This window comes from Planktothrix sp. PLAVEN19ND, assembly GCF_057220675.1.
The window spans coordinates 4065103-4081444 of record NZ_CM170132.1 but is presented as its reverse complement, the minus strand read 5'-3'; the positions used below and the strand labels follow the sequence as shown (position 1 = coordinate 4081444).

The 16342-nt window shown below is 40.2% G+C and carries 18 protein-coding genes; 9 read left to right on the top strand and 9 right to left on the bottom strand.

The genetic code is table 11. The features are described from left to right. Positions 1-6: 6 nt before the first annotated feature. Both AC2D3N_RS17485 and AC2D3N_RS17480 read right to left on the bottom strand, forming a co-directional pair. Entirely contained in the window at positions 7-717 is a 711-nt protein-coding gene (locus AC2D3N_RS17485) for a DUF6714 family protein (protein ID WP_484691631.1), read from the bottom strand. Between the two features lie 99 nt (positions 718-816). Continuing rightward, positions 817-2124, bottom strand: coding sequence for an agenet domain-containing protein (locus AC2D3N_RS17480; protein WP_484691630.1), 1308 nt, complete (start codon positions 2122-2124; stop codon positions 817-819). Positions 2125-2302: 178 nt separating this feature from the next. Between AC2D3N_RS17480 and ilvA the strand changes: the two genes are divergently transcribed. Then, positions 2303-3814, top strand: coding sequence for a threonine ammonia-lyase, biosynthetic (gene ilvA / locus AC2D3N_RS17475; RefSeq protein ID WP_079678060.1), 1512 nt, complete (start codon positions 2303-2305; stop codon positions 3812-3814). Between the two features lie 380 nt (positions 3815-4194). Here ilvA and AC2D3N_RS17470 read toward each other — a convergent pair whose 3' ends face one another. Together AC2D3N_RS17470 and AC2D3N_RS17465 are read right to left on the bottom strand one after the other, a co-directional pair. Continuing rightward, positions 4195-6834 (bottom strand): C39 family peptidase, encoded by a 2640-nt coding sequence (locus tag AC2D3N_RS17470; protein ID WP_484691629.1) that lies wholly within the window; start codon positions 6832-6834, stop codon positions 4195-4197. A gap of 110 nt (positions 6835-6944) precedes the next feature. Next, entirely contained in the window at positions 6945-7382 is a 438-nt protein-coding gene (locus tag AC2D3N_RS17465; RefSeq protein WP_484691628.1) for a peroxiredoxin, read from the bottom strand. A 201-nt stretch (positions 7383-7583) separates the two neighbouring features. Here AC2D3N_RS17465 and AC2D3N_RS17460 point away from each other — a divergent pair, with 201 nt between their 5' ends. From AC2D3N_RS17460 to mdh, 6 genes are all read left to right on the top strand, one after another. Beyond that, positions 7584-8651, top strand: a complete 1068-nt coding sequence (locus AC2D3N_RS17460; protein WP_079678063.1) for a hypothetical protein — start codon at positions 7584-7586, stop codon at positions 8649-8651. Positions 8652-8715: 64 nt separating this feature from the next. Next, positions 8716-9447: an MORN repeat-containing protein gene (locus AC2D3N_RS17455; RefSeq protein WP_484691627.1), complete on the top strand. Its 732-nt coding sequence runs from the start codon at positions 8716-8718 to the stop codon at positions 9445-9447. A gap of 180 nt (positions 9448-9627) precedes the next feature. After that, complete coding sequence (locus tag AC2D3N_RS17450) at positions 9628-9861, top strand: photosystem I reaction center subunit IV (RefSeq protein WP_079678065.1); 234 nt, start codon at positions 9628-9630, stop codon at positions 9859-9861. A gap of 3 nt (positions 9862-9864) precedes the next feature. Continuing rightward, on the top strand, positions 9865-10719 hold the full coding sequence (locus AC2D3N_RS17445; RefSeq protein ID WP_484691626.1) for a DNA-formamidopyrimidine glycosylase: 855 nt from the start codon (positions 9865-9867) through the stop codon (positions 10717-10719). A gap of 128 nt (positions 10720-10847) precedes the next feature. After that, positions 10848-11060 (top strand): NAD(P)H-quinone oxidoreductase subunit O, encoded by a 213-nt coding sequence (gene ndhO / locus AC2D3N_RS17440; RefSeq protein ID WP_079678067.1) that lies wholly within the window; start codon positions 10848-10850, stop codon positions 11058-11060. A gap of 365 nt (positions 11061-11425) precedes the next feature. Continuing rightward, positions 11426-12394: a malate dehydrogenase gene (gene mdh / locus AC2D3N_RS17435; RefSeq protein WP_484691625.1), complete on the top strand. Its 969-nt coding sequence runs from the start codon at positions 11426-11428 to the stop codon at positions 12392-12394. A 39-nt stretch (positions 12395-12433) separates the two neighbouring features. Here the strand turns inward: mdh and AC2D3N_RS17430 are convergent, their stop codons facing one another. Both AC2D3N_RS17430 and AC2D3N_RS17425 read right to left on the bottom strand, forming a co-directional pair. Further along, complete coding sequence (locus AC2D3N_RS17430; RefSeq protein ID WP_484691624.1) at positions 12434-13393, bottom strand: Npun_F2552 family protein; 960 nt, start codon at positions 13391-13393, stop codon at positions 12434-12436. 33 nt (positions 13394-13426) lie between these two features. After that, on the bottom strand, positions 13427-13747 hold the full coding sequence (locus AC2D3N_RS17425) for a hypothetical protein (RefSeq protein WP_079678362.1): 321 nt from the start codon (positions 13745-13747) through the stop codon (positions 13427-13429). Between the two features lie 141 nt (positions 13748-13888). On the opposite strand from AC2D3N_RS17425, the gene AC2D3N_RS17420 reads away from it, so the two are divergent. Continuing rightward, complete coding sequence (locus AC2D3N_RS17420; RefSeq protein WP_484691623.1) at positions 13889-14509, top strand: Uma2 family endonuclease; 621 nt, start codon at positions 13889-13891, stop codon at positions 14507-14509. Between the two features lie 11 nt (positions 14510-14520). Then, a complete protein-coding gene (locus AC2D3N_RS17415) occupies positions 14521-15450 on the top strand; it encodes a 2-hydroxyacid dehydrogenase (RefSeq protein WP_484691622.1) in 930 nt (309 codons plus the stop codon). Here AC2D3N_RS17415 and AC2D3N_RS17410 read toward each other — a convergent pair. The 3 genes from AC2D3N_RS17410 to AC2D3N_RS17400 are packed head-to-tail and all read right to left on the bottom strand — an operon-like array spanning position 15425 to position 16289. Beyond that, positions 15425-15700: a UPF0175 family protein gene (locus AC2D3N_RS17410; protein WP_079678364.1), complete on the bottom strand. Its 276-nt coding sequence runs from the start codon at positions 15698-15700 to the stop codon at positions 15425-15427. The two genes, AC2D3N_RS17415 and AC2D3N_RS17410, sit on opposite strands and share 26 nt — an antisense overlap. A gap of 51 nt (positions 15701-15751) precedes the next feature. Continuing rightward, complete coding sequence (locus AC2D3N_RS17405; protein ID WP_079678365.1) at positions 15752-16033, bottom strand: BrnA antitoxin family protein; 282 nt, start codon at positions 16031-16033, stop codon at positions 15752-15754. Then, positions 16017-16289 carry a BrnT family toxin gene (locus AC2D3N_RS17400; RefSeq protein WP_079678366.1) on the bottom strand — a complete coding sequence of 91 codons (273 nt, stop codon included), beginning with the start codon at positions 16287-16289 and terminating at the stop codon, positions 16017-16019. The genes AC2D3N_RS17405 and AC2D3N_RS17400 overlap by 17 nt, the downstream gene beginning before the upstream one ends. Positions 16290-16342: the final 53 nt, after the last annotated feature.

Here is a 16342-nt window from a genome sequence, read left to right as displayed (position 1 = left end):
ATCATATTAACCCGGACTATAAATTTTCATAAAATTCATAAATTCTTGAATCACTTCTAATTGTACTTGATTTAAAATATTAAACTTGGGACGATAATACTCATCTTCAGTCTTAAAAATACGCTCCAGAACATAAAGAGTAGAGTCAAAAGATGCAGAGGTTGTATGTTCATAATTTTTCAGACACCAAATCATATAAGCTGGAATATAATGTCTGAATCCCTTGGCATCTAAAAAGGAAAAAGCCTCATAAAATTTTTCAATCCAGCTATCAGGAATATCTAACCAATGGATATGACAATCAATAATTCTAGCCTTTTCCGTATCTCTATAATCATCAAGGGCGCGAGCTTCATGGAGTGTAATTCCATCTTCTAGCTGTACCTCTAAAAATGCGGTTCTAATTTTTTCAATTAATAATAAAGCCTCTCTTTCTGCCCTAACCTCTATCGGTTCCCAATTCGGGTTTCTAGCCTCATCAACCGTAGGCGATCGCACATCCTTTAACCATTCTAATTCACACGCTCCAAACTCTAAAAAATTCTTTTGAGCTTGACGTAAACTCACTTGATTAGAACCCGTCCAAACACTCCAATTATCGATATCTTCATTATCCTCCCAAAAACAAATCGGACAGATCAGATAAGTCCCGGGAGGTTCTTCTATTAAGGTTAAATAGCCACAACAGCGACAAGGATAACTGTTTTGAGATTCCATATTAATATTGAATGAATCTAGGCAAAAATAATCATAAAATTAAACCCGCCCGAGCGGGTTATTTGGGAACTGTAATCGGGTCAAATTCTCAACAATGGGTTAACTAATTTCGTCCGCATCCACCCATTCATTATAGGAGTCATCATAATCAATATAATTAACATAATATTGATTTCCTTCGGTTTTTTCAATAATGGCAGAATACCATTCTTCCTGCTCCTCATCCCACACCTTTACCTTTTGACCAATAGCATATCCATTATTATCGGTTGTGCTATGATCTCGAACCCGAACATCACCCGCATTCACCCATTCATCCTCCGATGAACCATAACCCATATAATGAACAAAATACTCCGTTTCTTTCACTTTCTGAATCATTGCTTCATACCAATCTTCTTCCTCACCATCCCAAACTTCCACGGTTTGACCAACAGTATATTGAGTAGAACTAGAAGCAACCGAACCCGATGAAGGATTAGAATTAACCGATGGAATTGTAGTAGATAATTCCGATTTTATAGAGTCTTGAGCTTGTAAAATTACTTTCCGTGCAACGGTTTGAATCCCCGTATGTTGATAATAATTCGTGCTTTGATCAATAAATGCCGCGACAAAATCTAAATTATCATCCGCTATTTGAATAGAATTTCCCAAAGCGTTGAAAATGGATTCAGGTGTAATTCCGGTTTTAGTCACTAGATTATTAATCCAATCTTGAACCGCATTAAACCCTTGGTTAATAAAACCCAATTTATCCGAGGGCGTACCCCCAGGAATAAAATTACTCAGGGATGCAAATACCGGATTTTGTGTTAAAATAGTGGTATCTGCTTGGGCAATAGTTTGATGAATTTTACTCAAGAAATTGGGGCCTAAAGGTAACAAACCATCTAAACAAACTAAAGCCCCCATCCGCATTAAAGCTGCATCTTGATAGTTATTATTCAGGGCTTTAACAAATTCTTGGGGGTTGGGTTGGGGAATGCCATTTAACTTACAAAAAGCAATAATTTCCGCCGCAATTTTCAAGGCTAAATCAAAGCTTTGAAGCACTTCAGGTTTAGGCGTAATATTGCTTAAAATAGACAGAAAGCTGATTTTTTCTCCTATTTTATTAGCTAAGGCTGCCGTTCCGATGGCCACATCAGCCGTATCAATGGTTTGGTAAATTTGAACCGCCGATTGATACCCGTATTTAGGATCATGATATAAGACCACAGCCCGATCTCGAATTCTTTGGATCACCTGAGCATCCGTTTCTCCAGTAATTGTTCGGATACTATTGTCAAATCCGACTAAATTTGTCCACTGTCCCGGCATTAAATAATCAATGGCATTCAACACTTTCACCGTAATATTATCGGTGGGAAGTTCATCAACCAACTGCACAATGGATTTATCCATAAATCAGCGTTTCAACCTTCTATTTGATACCTATAATGTTACTCCAGGTCGATAAAAAATCAGGAATTCTTTATCAAAATTTAAAATTAAGCGATCGCCCATTTTTATTAAAATAAAAAATAGGGTTCCAGATCCTGTACAATTATTATGTCTCACTTCTTGCTTCGGTTTCAACCCCATGCTTTGCGATTACCTAGTACAAATTCTCACCGCCCGTGTTTATGATGTTGCCCAAGAAACACCCCTAGAATCCGCTCCCAACCTATCAGCCCGGCTGAATAATAAACTACTCTTGAAACGAGAAGATATGCAGTCTGTCTTTTCCTTCAAATTGCGGGGAGCTTATAACAAAATGGCTTATCTTCCCCCCGATTTATTAAAGAAAGGAGTTATCGCTGCATCGGCGGGAAATCATGCCCAAGGTGTGGCTTTAGGTGCATCTAAATTAGGCACAAAAGCGATTATTGTCATGCCTGTAACCACCCCTCAAGTTAAAATAAATGCTGTCAAAGCTAGAGGGGGTGAAGTCGTATTATATGGGGATACTTTTGATGAAGCTTGTGCCTATGCTCGTCAACTCGAAACCGAAAAAGGATTAACTTTTATTCACCCTTTTGATGACCCCTATGTGATTGCTGGACAAGGTACAATTGGGATGGAAATTTTACGCCAATATCAACAACCGATTCATGCAATTTTTGTGGCTATTGGTGGGGGGGGATTAATCTCTGGAATTGCCGCTTATATTAAAAGATTACGTCCTGAAATTAAAATTATTGGTGTTGAACCCGTTGATGCGGATGCCATGTCACAATCTTTAAAAGCCGGACATCGAGTTAAATTATCACAGGTGGGATTATTTGCCGATGGGGTCGCGGTGCGAGAAGTGGGGGAAGAAACCTTCCGTTTATGTCAAGAATATGTGGATGAAATTATATTAGTTGATACGGATGATACCTGTGCAGCAATTAAAGATGTTTTTGAGGATACCCGTTCAATTTTAGAGCCGGCGGGTGCCTTAGCCATAGCGGGAGCTAAAGCCTATGTAGAAAGAGAAAAAATTCAAGGAGAAACCTTAATTGCTATTGCTTGCGGGGCTAATATGAATTTTGACCGCCTGCGATTTGTAGCAGAAAGGGCTGAATTTGGAGAACGCCGAGAGGCAATTTTTGCTGTAACTATTCCCGAAGAACCGGGTAGTTTGCGGAAGTTTTGTGAATGTATTGGGAAACGCAATTTAACCGAATTTAACTATCGTATTGCCGATGAAAAAGAAGCCCATATTTTTGTCGGAATGCAGATTAAAAATCGGGAAGATGCGGCACAAATCATCGAATATTTTGAGGAAAATGGATTTAAAACCATTGATTTAACCGATGATGAACTGACTAAATTACACCTGCGACACATGGTCGGGGGACGGTCGGCTTTAGCCCATCATGAATTACTCTATCGCTTTGAATTTCCCGAACGTCCGGGGGCGTTAATGAAGTTTGTTTGTTCGATGAGTCCTAACTGGAATATTAGTTTATTTCACTATCGGAATAATGGGTCAGATTATGGCAGAATTGTGGTAGGAATGCAAGTTCCTCCCGAAGAAATGGGAGAATGGCAAGCCTTTTTAGAAACCTTGGGTTATCGGTATTGGGATGAGAATAAAAACCCAGCCTATAAACTGTTTTTATCCTAAAAATCAGCACCGTAGGGGCAGGTTCGGAATTAATCTTTGATACCCGCAAAAAATTCCCTAAACCTGCCCTCTTTCTTAATTAAAGTTCAATTAGAGGTAGGGGCAGGTTCGGAATTAATCTTTGATACCCGCAAAAAATTCCCTAAACCTGCCCTCTTTCTTAATTAAAGTTCAATTAGAGGTAGGGGCAGGTTCGGAATTAATCTTTGATACCCGCAAAAAAATGCTATAAACCTGCCCTCTTTCTTAATCGAATTTCAATTTGAAGATTTATATTGAATTTTTAGGGTGGGGTTGGGCGGGTTTATTAAGGTTGGGCGGGTTTATTAAGGTTATTTGTGGATATCAAAGATTAATATATAACCCGCCCCTACAGTTCATTAAGGTACAATAAAATGTGCCCAAACCGAACCATCTGGCCCGGCAACTTGATCCATATAACCCGAGGAATAAATAATCCGCCGACCCTCGGTATTAGAATAACCGGTATAGGCATCTCCCCAAGGATCATTAACAATATATCCCTGACTATTATAGCCAATAACTGTTATAATATGACCCGATGGAGTCGTATCTACACCAATTACAACCGGACGACGATTAATTAATTCATTTTTCAAATCTGACCAATATCGAGTCGTGCTAAAACTAGTTTTAAATCCATAGGCCCGAATTAAAGCAGATAATACATTATGATCGGTTTGTGACCCACTTCCGGCATAATTAAAACACCATTGTAATAATTCATCTTCTAATTGTCCGCCCCATTTCGGCCGCACGCCATGATAATACATCACCATGGCAATAGACGTAACATTACAAGTAGACCAATAAAAACGGGGATTATCTCGTTGAGAAAAGTAGGGTACATTTAATTCAACTTGAGGCGGTAGGGGGTTAAAAACTCGTCCTCCCCGCTTGAATTTGACATACTGAGGAAAGATATAACCCGTATTCCCAAAATTAGGCAATTCTTCCAAAAGAGAAACCTTAATATGGTTATTTTCTAGGCTATAACTTTTTACGCCATAAACCCGTCCCAGGGGTAAACTTGTGCGGTCGATTTCTTTGAGTTGACTAGAATCAATTGGCTGTTTTTTCAAGACGGTTTTTTCCAAAACAGTTAAAGTAATCGCATCAGGATCATAAGTAATTTGTTGACCCTCTCGAATCAATTTAACGTGCTGCCAATAGACATAACCTACTGTGCCAAAATTAGGAATAGATTGGGCTAAAGTGACTCGAAAATGCCCCTTAATTGAAGCGTAACCCTTAATGGCAAAGGTTTGTCCTAATAATAATTGTTCAAATTGTCGAGGTTCTAAATTAGAAGAATCGACAGGTTGAGCTTTGATTTTTGTGGTTTCTACAACCAACATTTGGGCATTAACATCGGTATCGGGAACTTCCTCAACATCAAAGCGAAATACTTCCGATCCTTTCTTCAATCTCAAATTATTTGTATAAATATAACCAAAATTTCCCACCGGAGGAATCGCATTTTCTAAGACAATTTTTAGATGACCGTCCACCAAACCGTATTTTAAAACTTTGAAGGTTTGACCAGCTTTAATTGCCACTTTTTGCTGTTGATTTAAGGAAGATGAATCAAAGGGAACAATTTTAAATAAGGTATCCTCAAGGATTTCTAAAGTTAAGGATTCTCCAACGGTCATAGGATTTTCACTAACCGTAATATTAATCACTCGACTGGCGGTAACATTCCCTTGGGAGTCAATGGCTTTTAATCGTAACCAACGATATCCCGCATCGCTAAATCCTTGATTTACTTGAGTTTCCCAGGTGCTTTTTTCCCAGTCTAAATTAATATTAAAAGCATAGCGATCTTCTGCAAATAAAGTAATTTCTGCAGTGGTATTAGGATCAAATGTGCCTTTTAATACCACGGGTGTATTGACTAAAACTTCTGTTGCTCCTTGATAGGTTAAGGTTTTATTTACTATTAAGGGAAGATTCCCCCGACTCAAGGTAATAAAATCGGGATACAAATATCCAGTATTTCCAAAATCGGGAAAATTTTCGGTTAAAGTCACTTTAATATGACCGGATTCTGAGGTATAACTTTGGATGCCATAAATCATTCCAGCCGGAAGGGTAATTTTTTCGGAGGATTCCAGATAAGCCGAATCAATTGGACGTTTTTTTAAGGGTGTAGTATTAATAATCATGCAGGTAATTGCGTTATTATCAAAGGCAATTTCTTGAGTATTTTCTAGGATTTTAACGTGGTGGCGATAGAGATATCCAGATTGACCAAAACTGGGGAATTGTTGATTGAGAGTGACGCGAAAATGATCGGCAACACAGGCGTATCCAATAATAGGATAAGCACTGCCTTGAGGTATTTTAATAAATTGATCCGATGCTAACTGAGATAAATCATCGGGTTTCATTTTTAAAGGAGTGGTTTGTGTCACCCAGAGGAGTTGATTCCCAGGACTATGCTCCGGGAGTTGATTTTGATTAAACCAGAGGAGTTTTGAGCCTTTTGTGACTACAATATGGGGTTGATAAACATAAACAAATTTACCTAAATTTGGTAAGGGGTTATGCAGTTCTAACTTGAGATGATCATTAACTAATTCTATGGTATCTACAACCAAACTTTCCCCGAGTTTAAAGGATTGTTTTTGTTGATCATTTAATTGAGAAGAATCAATGGGCTGAATTTTTAATAACGTGTCTTGTTGGGGAATAAGCGTATAGGCAGATTGGGTATTTATCCCTTCTTGATTGACAATTAAATCAATCACAGAATCAGCTATTATATTATTTTGATTATCTTTTCCCTGAAGTCTTAACCATCGTTTTCCAGCCGTATTAAATCCATTTTCCAAGCTCACAGACCAAATTCCGGCTTTCGCATTAAAATCAACGGTCAAAACATATTTATCTTCTGCAATAACCGCCACAGTTTGATATTTTTGGGGATCATAAGTTCCGACTAAAACAACGGGTTGATCAATCAGAATATCTTTTGGGCCGAGATAAGTTACCATGTTTACAACTCCATGATCTAATTGAATAAAGGGTTTAAAATTAGTAAGATAGCCGCCCCAGAAAATTCTATGGGCGGCTATCTTAGAAACACGGATAATTTTGACTACAATTAACCACCTACAAACGCTAAAATATCTTGGGCGTGGGTTTCGGTTTTAACGGCTGCATCAACGTGAATAATTTTACCTTCGCCATTAATAACGTAAGTAACCCGTTTAGCATAGCCACCGCCATCCACATCATAAGCTATTGTAATCGCTTTGTCAGTATCGGCTAATAAAGGGAAGGGTAAACTATATTTTTTCGTGAATTGTTGGTGGGAAGATTCATCATCTGTGCTCACCCCCAAAACCACAATATCTTTGCCTTCATATTCCGTATAGTTATCGCGGAAACTACAGGCTTGTTTGGTGCAACCGGGGGTATCATCTTTAGGATAGAAATACAGGACAACGGTTTTACCTGGGAAGTCAGATAGAGAAACGGTATTCCCATTCGTATCTTTGACGGTAAAGGCAGGGGCATCTGTCCCAACAGATAAAGGCATTGTTATTTTGTCCTTCTCAATTAGACTAAAATTGACTATTTTTCAGTATAAAGCAGAACTTCAAGGGATTTATGTCAGGGAACAGGAAGATTCCTACACTAGTAAAGCCCGTTTTTTAGATTTAGACTGAGATATTTGTCTATGGTTTTTTGAACTATCCTTAAATTAGTATATATATCAACTTTGTTTTGGAGACTGGCAATGCGTCAATTTTGGTTTCTATTCTCCATCGGTATTTTTGCAGTTGGGTTAGGGGGATGCGGTTCTAAACCTGAAGAAACTGCCACCACTCCGAGTCCAACGAGTTCTCCTGCAACTTCTCCAGCGGCCGTAGCTTCGCCGACTCCCAATAAGACCCCGACCCCAGGACAAATACCTCCCTTTCAAAATCCTGTGGTCAAAGAACAGTCAAACGTGGCTGCGGGTGCGGGTTTGATTCAATCGACCAATCCAGAGGAACGGTTACGTCTCCTGGGTAAACCTTCGACGGCAATTCCTACTGCACCCTTAACAACAACGGCTCCTTCTGCGGTGGGTATCGATCCGTTTGCGGTTTTGCCTCCATCTATTTTCCAGCCTGCTCCTGAAGTGGGAGAAGCACCACCCGTACCGAAACAGGCTACTCGGGCTGTACCAGACCTGCCTAAATTAACGGTAAGTGAAGCTCCCATTCGCTGGGTCTCTGCGAGTGCCACTCCCGTACCTAATAATCGGGTGGCTACTCCTGGAAGACCCGCAACTACTGGGGGTACTGGGATAGCTACTCCTGGAAGACCCGCAACTGCGGGGGGAGGCAGAGCGACAACATCCAAACCTCAATTGGTTGGGCCTGGGAGAAGCGTACCCACTCTGCCCGGTTTACCGATCGCCCAAGTCCCTGATTTACCTGCCATTCCCAATACACCTACACCCCCATCCTGGCGTGATCCTAATCCACCCCCTCCCCCCGTCCAACCTTTTGTTCCCCCACCCCCATCTACAGACTTAGCTCGGGGGATGGAAGTGACCGGGGTATTGCAGGTGGGAAATCAAACTAAAATTATTCTCAGGGCTCCTGCCGAACCTACCAGTCGTTATGTGAATGTGGGACAGCGTGTGTCTAATGGCCAAGTTCTGGTTAAACGAGTCAAGTTTGATACTGGTGGTGAACCTGTTGTTATTTTTGAACAAAATGGCATTGAGATTGCTAAATCTGTAGGTGCTATTCCACCTGCTGATCCCAAGATTAATAATATTAGTCTGCGATCTTCGGCAGTTCACTCTGGTTGAGTAGGATGGATCTAATCTGGAGAAATTTGTATGTTTTTTTCATAAGAAAAGGTTGGGAGTAACCATGGTTTATTCAATCCGAAAGTGGAGTTTTTTGGCGCTAACTCTATCGAGTTTAGCGGTGGTTATTAGTATTAATCATCCTCTACCTTCTCTTGCAGAACAAAAAGCTGAAGGAAAACGCCCTCCGGTTTGTGAAGGACAGTTACCGACGGGAATGGTCAAATGTAACTATGAGGGAGGAGATAACTATAAGGGAAGTTTTGTTAATGGTAAACCGGACGGTCAAGGGATTATGGTTTATGCCAACCGCGATCGCTATGAAGGACAATTTCGCAATGGTTTACCGAATGGACAAGGGGTATTCATTTTTGCTAATGATGACCGGATTGTTGGGGTATTCAAGGATGGCAATATTACCCAGGGGACGGTAATTTTTGCTAATGGCGATCGCTATATTGGCACGTTTAAACTGGTGCGGGAAGTAGGGGGCGGAACGGTCAGCAGTCAACCCAGTGGTCGCGGACAGTTTATCTATGTCAATGGCGATCGCTATGAGGGAGAATTCTTTGCCGGATCTCCCTTTGGTCAAGGAGTATTCACCCGCACCAATGGCACTCGCTGTCAGGGACAGTTTTTTAATCAACAACTCGATGGCAAGGGAACCTGTACTTTTGCCAACGGAACTCGCTTTGAAGGTGAATTTCGCGGCGGGGTTCCCCATGGCCAAGGAACGATTATTGATGCCAAAGGCAAACGCTTTCCAGGTAGTTTCCGTGATGGCCAAAAAGTATAGTGGGGAATGGAGAATGGGGAATAGAAAGAATGCACCCCATATGTGCCTTTCCAGGGGACAATAACTAGGTTAGCAATAAAACTTAAAGACTTAAATCAACCTAGACAGCCAATCCAGTAGTACCCTGGGTTTATTAAACGTCTTTATCCGTTTTTTGATTGAAAAGGGGAAGAAAAACCAATGGTTCAACGTGGTTCTAAAGTTCGTGTCCTACGCAAAGAGTCCTACTGGTATCAAGAAGTAGGTACAGTTGCTTCTGTAGACGCCAGTGGCATCAAATATGCTGCGATTGTTCGCTTTGATAAAGTGAACTACTCCGGTATCAATACCAACAACTTTGCCGTGAGCGAACTGTTGGAAGTGGAAGCTCCCAAAGCTGCCGCTAAAAAATCCGCACCCGCCGCTAAAAAATAGCCTGTGCCGGAATTACCGGAAGTTGAAACCGTTAGGCAAGGTCTAAATCAAGTGACCTTGAACCAAACAATTGTGGGGGGTGAAGTGTTGCTTCAGCGCACTCTCGCCTACCCCTTTTCCATTGATGAATTTTTGCAGGGTTTAACTGGAGTGGCGATCGCGGCTTGGCATCGTCGAGGCAAATATTTACTAGCCGAATTGGTTCAATTAGATGCCCAGAGAACCTCTGGAGGCTGGTTAGGGGTTCATTTACGCATGACGGGTCAACTATTATGGGTTCACCCCCAAGACCCCCTACAAAAGCACACCAGGATTCGTTTATTTTTTGCGGAAAATCGAGAATTGAGATTTGTTGATCAACGCACCTTTGGGAAAGTTTGGTGGGTGCCGCCCGGTCAAGAAGTTTCTAGTATTATTACGGGGTTAAACAATTTAGGCCCAGAGCCTTTCGCTTCAGAATTCTCCGTTGAATATTTACAGGAACAATTTAAAAAACGTCAACGCCTAATTAAATCGGCTCTTTTGGATCAAAGTTTGGTGGCTGGAGTCGGGAATATCTACGCGGATGAGTCTCTATTTTTAAGTGGAATTTCTCCTACCACCCCCTGTAGTGCCTTGACTCGTCCCCAACTCGAACGGCTACATCACCATATTATTCAGGTATTGAAAACCAGTATTGAGGTGGGTGGCACAACTATTCGTAACTTCCTGAATGTTCAAGGGGTGAATGGCAACTATGGGGGGACAGCTTGGGTTTATAACCGTACGGGAGAACCTTGTCGGGTCTGTGAAACCCCCATTGAACGTTTGAAACTTGCCGGGCGGTCGGCTCATTTTTGCCCAAAATGTCAGCATTAGGAGCAAGATTTTGGTGGGATGTAGGGAATCATAAAGGCACAAAGACACGAAGGAAGGAGTTGCTCGGATACCCCGATCAACCCTTAAAATTGGGAGAAGATTTGATCAACACTGGAAGTTAACGAGTTATGGCCATTAAAAAAGGTGATTTTGTTCACGCGGTTCGGGAAAAGTTAGAAAACAGCTTAGAAGCAAAAGCGAGTGATCCTCGATTTTCTGCTTATATTTTTGAGACAAAAGGGGAGATTATGGAATTACGGGGGGACTACGCTTTGGTGAAATTTGGACAGGTTCCTACCCCTAATATTTGGTTAAGATTGGATCAATTAGAATCAGCTTAATCAGTCATCAGTTGTAGGGGCGGGTTCATCGAGATTTAGGGTAACTAACGAAGATCTAAAAGAACCCGCCCGTACCAGTTATCAGTTAAAGAAATACTATAGTAATCCTACAGAAATTGTAATTATTTAAAGTGTCTCTTAAAAATCTATAAGTATTACTCATTCCCGATCACGGATTTAACAGGATGACGCAGACAGGACTTACGCAAATTTGGGGATGTAACCCTAGATGTAGGGGTAATTCATGAATTACCCCTACTATTGATAGCGATGATGCGTAAGTCCTGGCAGATTAACACAGATTAAAATCCGTGAAATCCGTGAAATCCTCTTAAATCCGTGATCCCCATTACCCATCACCTATTATGTTAACGACTCCATTCTTTCCTCCATCTTGTCATTCTACTAAGGTTTCTATTATTGGTGCGGGGAAAGTGGGAAGTACCCTCGCCCAGCGTATTATTGAACAAAATATTGCTAATGTTGTTTTATTAGATGTTTTAGAAGGAGTACCCCAAGGAATTGCTTTAGATTTAATGCAGGCGGGTTCGGTGGAAGGTCATGATCGACAAATAACTGGTACAAATGATTATGCCGATACTGCTAATTCAGATATTATTGTCATAACTGCTGGAAAGCCTCGAATTCCGGGGATGAAGCGGGATGATTTAATTAGTATTAATGCCAAAATTGTTGTTGATGCGGCTCAAAAATCGATTCAATATTCCCCCGATGCCGTATTTATTATTGTGACAAATCCCTTAGATATTATGACCTATATTGCTTGGCAAGCAACCCAAATTGAACCCCATCGGGTGATGGGGATGGCGGGGGTTTTAGATTCATCGAGATTTCAAGCTTTTATCGGCATGGAATTAGGGATGTCCATGGCGAATATTCATGCTACCGTATTAGGAAGTCATGGGGATTTAATGGTTCCTTTACCCCGTTATACAACGGTTAATGGGATTCCGATTACAGAATTAATTGATCAAAAAACGATTGATAAAATTGTCGAACGTACCCGTCAAGGTGGAGGGGAAATTGTACAGTTATTAAAGACAGGAGGAGCTTATTTTGCCCCCGCATCTTCGATTAGAATTATGGTGGAATCTATTTTACGTCAACAATCGAGATTATTACCCACCTGTTCTTATTTACAGGGGGAATATGGCTTAAAAGATATTTTTCTGGGGGTTCCCGCCTGGTTAGGTTGTCGGGGAGTAGAACGGATTTTAGAACTCGATTTAACAGAATTTGAACATCAGGCTTTGATGGAATGCAGCCTATCAGTTAGAGCCGGAATTAATCAAGCCCTAGAACTGTTAAAATAAACCCGAAAGACTGATAAAGAACTTGTTAAAATCCTCCTGCTAACGGTTCGTATAGGTTTCCATGGGTTCCTTGATCCAACGAATATAAAAGTGTCGAAAACTAGACTTTAAAACCCGAGGTAAACCAAAATCAATGGGAACTAAAGCGGCAGGTAATTTCCAGTCGGAAACTTGTAATTCTTTAGGGGTTAATAAAGGATAATTAATCTCCGTTAATTCGGGACATAATCCTAAGCGTTGAGCCGCCATAATAGTCGGAACCCAAGTCGGATCAACCTGAAGTAGATCAACAATAGTTCTATCTAAAGCAAATACATGATCCGCCGCGGCTAAAATCCCTAATTCCTTGGGTTCTCCATTACTCGGGCCATTACCTTCATGACCGATAATGGCATCTAAAATCGTTAAATTGGGATCAATTGTTCGAGCAGTTTCTACTAACATTTCCCCAAACCGATCCACATCTTTTCCGGCTTCTAAATGCCACCAGGCTTTCATTTTTCCGGGGACACAACCAAAAAGATTTTTAACTCCCATGGTTAGGGTTAATTGAACATGGGATTTTAATTTAGGTAAATTAATCACCACGTCAGCTTCCATGGCTTCCTTACTTAACCGTAAATGATCGAACCCTTCCCCAACGGTTTCATAGCGTTTTCCCTTAAATTCAACTATCGGTAAATTCAAGGATTCAATTAAGGGTAAATAACCATTTTTGCGGGCAACACCCAGGGCACTCCCAAAGGCGGGACTATCTCCTAAAAAGGGTTTTCCTCCCGCCTGAATCACCAGTTTAGCCACGGCTGCGACCAATTCCGGGCGAGTCACACATTCTTTGGTTGGACGACTTCCCGTTAATAAATTGGGTTTGAGTAAAACGCGATCGCCGGGTTTCACAAAAGCGGTCATTCCTCCCATGGGTTCGAGTAAAGTTTCCAGGGATTTTTCTAATACTTGAGGGTTATAAGAATCAGTCCGAATTAAAGACACAGTTGACATAAATCACCGAATTTTAGGGATTATTTAATAACTTTATTCAGTCATTTTTAAACGACCGACCGCACCCCGATGGAGAGCAGTTACCCGTTGAGAATTGAAGAAAGTTCCCTGTCCTTGTAACTCGGGTACTGGCGGCTTTAACTCCAATTTTTCCACCTTAGCCATATTAACCATCACGGTTTGATCAACTAGGTGAAAGGTTAACCAAGCTTGATGTAAAAGTTCGGGGAGTTGCTGGACTAATTCCCCCGGGGGAATTGGAACGTTAAAAGCCTCCTCATGACCATCATCATAATAGAAAGTGATTTGCGTTGTCGTTGTGCTGTTGAATTCTGCAAAAGACCCTTTGGGCATAAGTCAACTTCTCCTAAAATGGGACAATTTAGCAAAATAATTAAACGTTGATTATCCCATTTTAGATCATTTTGGTCTATATTGATGTACCAAGATCAGATACAATCACATAAATTATTCTATAGTTTTCCTGTTGCTCCAATGTCTAAATCTTCCCATCCTGGTAATATCCTCCTAAGAAATATCCCTTGGCAGGACTTAGAAACAATTCTGTTTAAACGGCAAAAAAATGGAGAGACGCTCCTCGCTTATGATCAGGGAACTTTAGAATTGATTACTCCTTCACCTGAACATCAGGAGTATCGTGAAATTTTAGAAGAATTTATTATTGCTTTATTAGATTTACAAAATATTAATTATCGTTGTTTGGGTTCAGTTTTATGGCAACGAATGGATTTACAAATTAGTTTAGAAGTGGATAGTTGTTTTTATATTCAAAACCTATCTGCGATTGAAAAAAAATCAACCATTAGTTTACCTGAAAATCCTCCCCCGGATTTGGTTTTAGAAATTGATTTAACCCAAAAATCTCTCCCCAGACGTTCAATTTATGCTCGTTTAGGTATTCCTGAAGTTTGGCGTTGTGATCAAAACAAACTGAAAATTTATCAGCTACAAGGTGGAGATTATCAACAAACACCTAGAAGTTTAGTTTTTCCTGAAATAGCATTAGAAAATCTACCACAACTGATTAAAAACAATATTAAATCGGGTAGAATTTCTGTTCGGCGTGAGTTTCAAAAATGGTTAATCACTATTTAGAGGATGAAAAAATGACTCTCTTATTATTAGGGGAATTTGAAGATACTCAATCTTGGATTTCGGCAATTCAAACCTATCAACCCGATCTAAAAATTGAAGTTTACCCCGAGGTTAAAAATCCAGCAAAAATTGACGCGGTTTTAGTCTGGATGCACCCCTTGGGAGTTATTGAACAATTCCCTAATTTAAGGGTAATTATCTCAACGGGTGCGGGTGTGGATCATATTTTACGAGATCCAAATTTACCCACTGATATTCCCATTGTCCGGTTAATAGATGAATCTTTAACCTCCCAAATGTCGGAATATATTCTATCAGCCATTTTACAGTTTCATCGTCAATTTACGGAGTATAAAATCCAACAAAATCAACAGTTATGGCGGGGGTTATCCCCTAGAAATACGGCTAATTGTACCGTCGGAATTTTGGGGTTAGGGGTTTTGGGTTCAGATATTGCTCAAAAATTAAATTTATTGGGGTTTTCGGTGCGCGGTTGGAGTCGGACACCTAAAGTTTTAGATCATATTAATTGTTTTTTCGGAGAAGCGCAATTTCAGCTATTTTTAAGGGGATGTGAGGTTTTAGTTTGTTTATTACCTTTAACACCGGAAACCGCAGGAATTTTAAATCAAAACACCTTTGCTGCTTTATCCCAAGGCGCTTATTTAATTAATGTGGCGAGGGGGAAACATTTAGTTGAGGAAGACCTATTAACGGCGTTAACCTCCGGTCAACTATCCGGTGCTTGTTTAGATGTATTTAAAATCGAACCTTTACCCGAAAATCATCCTTTTTGGACACATCCCCAAATTATTATAACTCCTCATATTGCGGCGAAAACAATTCCCACTTGTGTCGTGCCTCAGATTATTACAGCTATTCAAAATAGTCAGGAGGGATTAATATTAAATAATACTATTGATCTATCCAAAGGATATTAACTTTTTGGGATGTTTTTTCATCAGTTTGTTCTAAATCATTTTCAGTATAAGGTAAATAAGCTTTTTCTTGCTTAAGAAATTCGTAGGTTTCCCAACGAGAAGAAAATTTGAGTATTCGTCTTACTTCAGAAGCACCAATTTGACCCTGACGGTAATAATCGGCGGTGATTAGTTCCAAAATACGCCGAGAAATATTAACAGACTGTAATTTTTCTGCTATTTCATCAGGGAGTTCAAGGGTGATTTGCATGGTGATTTTTGGGTTATAGTTTTGTAATCTACTCTATTGATTAACTAATTCTCAAAAAATTGTTTCGGTTTCTGCTGATGTTAAAGTTACAGCCCGCAGTTCTTCTTTAAAAATCCGGCGTAGTGTATCTTCATCTAAGGGAAGTTTGGCTTGATCAAGATATTGTCGTAACGCTTGATTGATCATTGTTTGATAACCTTTCCCTTCAGCGTCTCCTGTTTGTCTAAACGCTTCTAAGATATCATTATCAATATAGATAGTAATGCGAGTTTTACCTTCTTGTGGGACGATTGCACCCCGTTTAGCCTGATCAAAATCATATTCCGGTTTCATATTCACGTCTCTCCTTAGGAGTAGCAGGACGGGCAGAAATTAAGCGAATGTTATCACCTCGATAGGTATAGACTACTACTAGCAACCGCCAAAGGTGATCCATCCCCATAACAATAAATCGCTGTTCACCTTGTGCTGATTGATCTTCAAAAGAAAGTGCATAAGGATCGAACAACACAGCCTCAGCATCAGAAAAACTGATCCCGTGTTTTTGTAAATTGCTTTTAGCTTTTTCAGGATTCCATTCAACTTGCATACATATATTATATGTATTCGTGAGAATTTTGTGAAGTTTTCATAAAGTTTTCT

What these genes read in the sequence shown, in the direction of transcription:
- AC2D3N_RS17485 (WP_484691631.1), bottom strand. Translation starts at nt 717, where the DNA reads ATGGAATCTCAAAACAGTTATCCTTGTCGCTGTTGTGGCTATTTAACC.
- AC2D3N_RS17480 (WP_484691630.1), bottom strand. Translation starts at nt 2,124, where the DNA reads ATGGATAAATCCATTGTGCAGTTGGTTGATGAACTTCCCACCGATAAT.
- ilvA (WP_079678060.1), top strand. Translation starts at nt 2,303, where the DNA reads ATGCTTTGCGATTACCTAGTACAAATTCTCACCGCCCGTGTTTATGAT.
- AC2D3N_RS17470 (WP_484691629.1), bottom strand. Translation starts at nt 6,834, where the DNA reads ATGGTAACTTATCTCGGCCCAAAAGATATTCTGATTGATCAACCCGTT.
- AC2D3N_RS17465 (WP_484691628.1), bottom strand. Translation starts at nt 7,382, where the DNA reads ATGCCTTTATCTGTTGGGACAGATGCCCCTGCCTTTACCGTCAAAGAT.
- AC2D3N_RS17460 (WP_079678063.1), top strand. Translation starts at nt 7,584, where the DNA reads ATGCGTCAATTTTGGTTTCTATTCTCCATCGGTATTTTTGCAGTTGGG.
- AC2D3N_RS17455 (WP_484691627.1), top strand. Translation starts at nt 8,716, where the DNA reads ATGGTTTATTCAATCCGAAAGTGGAGTTTTTTGGCGCTAACTCTATCG.
- AC2D3N_RS17450 (WP_079678065.1), top strand. Translation starts at nt 9,628, where the DNA reads ATGGTTCAACGTGGTTCTAAAGTTCGTGTCCTACGCAAAGAGTCCTAC.
- ndhO (WP_079678067.1), top strand. Translation starts at nt 10,848, where the DNA reads ATGGCCATTAAAAAAGGTGATTTTGTTCACGCGGTTCGGGAAAAGTTA.
- mdh (WP_484691625.1), top strand. Translation starts at nt 11,426, where the DNA reads ATGTTAACGACTCCATTCTTTCCTCCATCTTGTCATTCTACTAAGGTT.
- AC2D3N_RS17430 (WP_484691624.1), bottom strand. Translation starts at nt 13,393, where the DNA reads ATGTCAACTGTGTCTTTAATTCGGACTGATTCTTATAACCCTCAAGTA.
- AC2D3N_RS17425 (WP_079678362.1), bottom strand. Translation starts at nt 13,747, where the DNA reads ATGCCCAAAGGGTCTTTTGCAGAATTCAACAGCACAACGACAACGCAA.
- AC2D3N_RS17420 (WP_484691623.1), top strand. Translation starts at nt 13,889, where the DNA reads ATGTCTAAATCTTCCCATCCTGGTAATATCCTCCTAAGAAATATCCCT.
- AC2D3N_RS17415 (WP_484691622.1), top strand. Translation starts at nt 14,521, where the DNA reads ATGACTCTCTTATTATTAGGGGAATTTGAAGATACTCAATCTTGGATT.
- AC2D3N_RS17410 (WP_079678364.1), bottom strand. Translation starts at nt 15,700, where the DNA reads ATGCAAATCACCCTTGAACTCCCTGATGAAATAGCAGAAAAATTACAG.
- AC2D3N_RS17405 (WP_079678365.1), bottom strand. Translation starts at nt 16,033, where the DNA reads ATGAAACCGGAATATGATTTTGATCAGGCTAAACGGGGTGCAATCGTC.
- AC2D3N_RS17400 (WP_079678366.1), bottom strand. Translation starts at nt 16,289, where the DNA reads ATGCAAGTTGAATGGAATCCTGAAAAAGCTAAAAGCAATTTACAAAAA.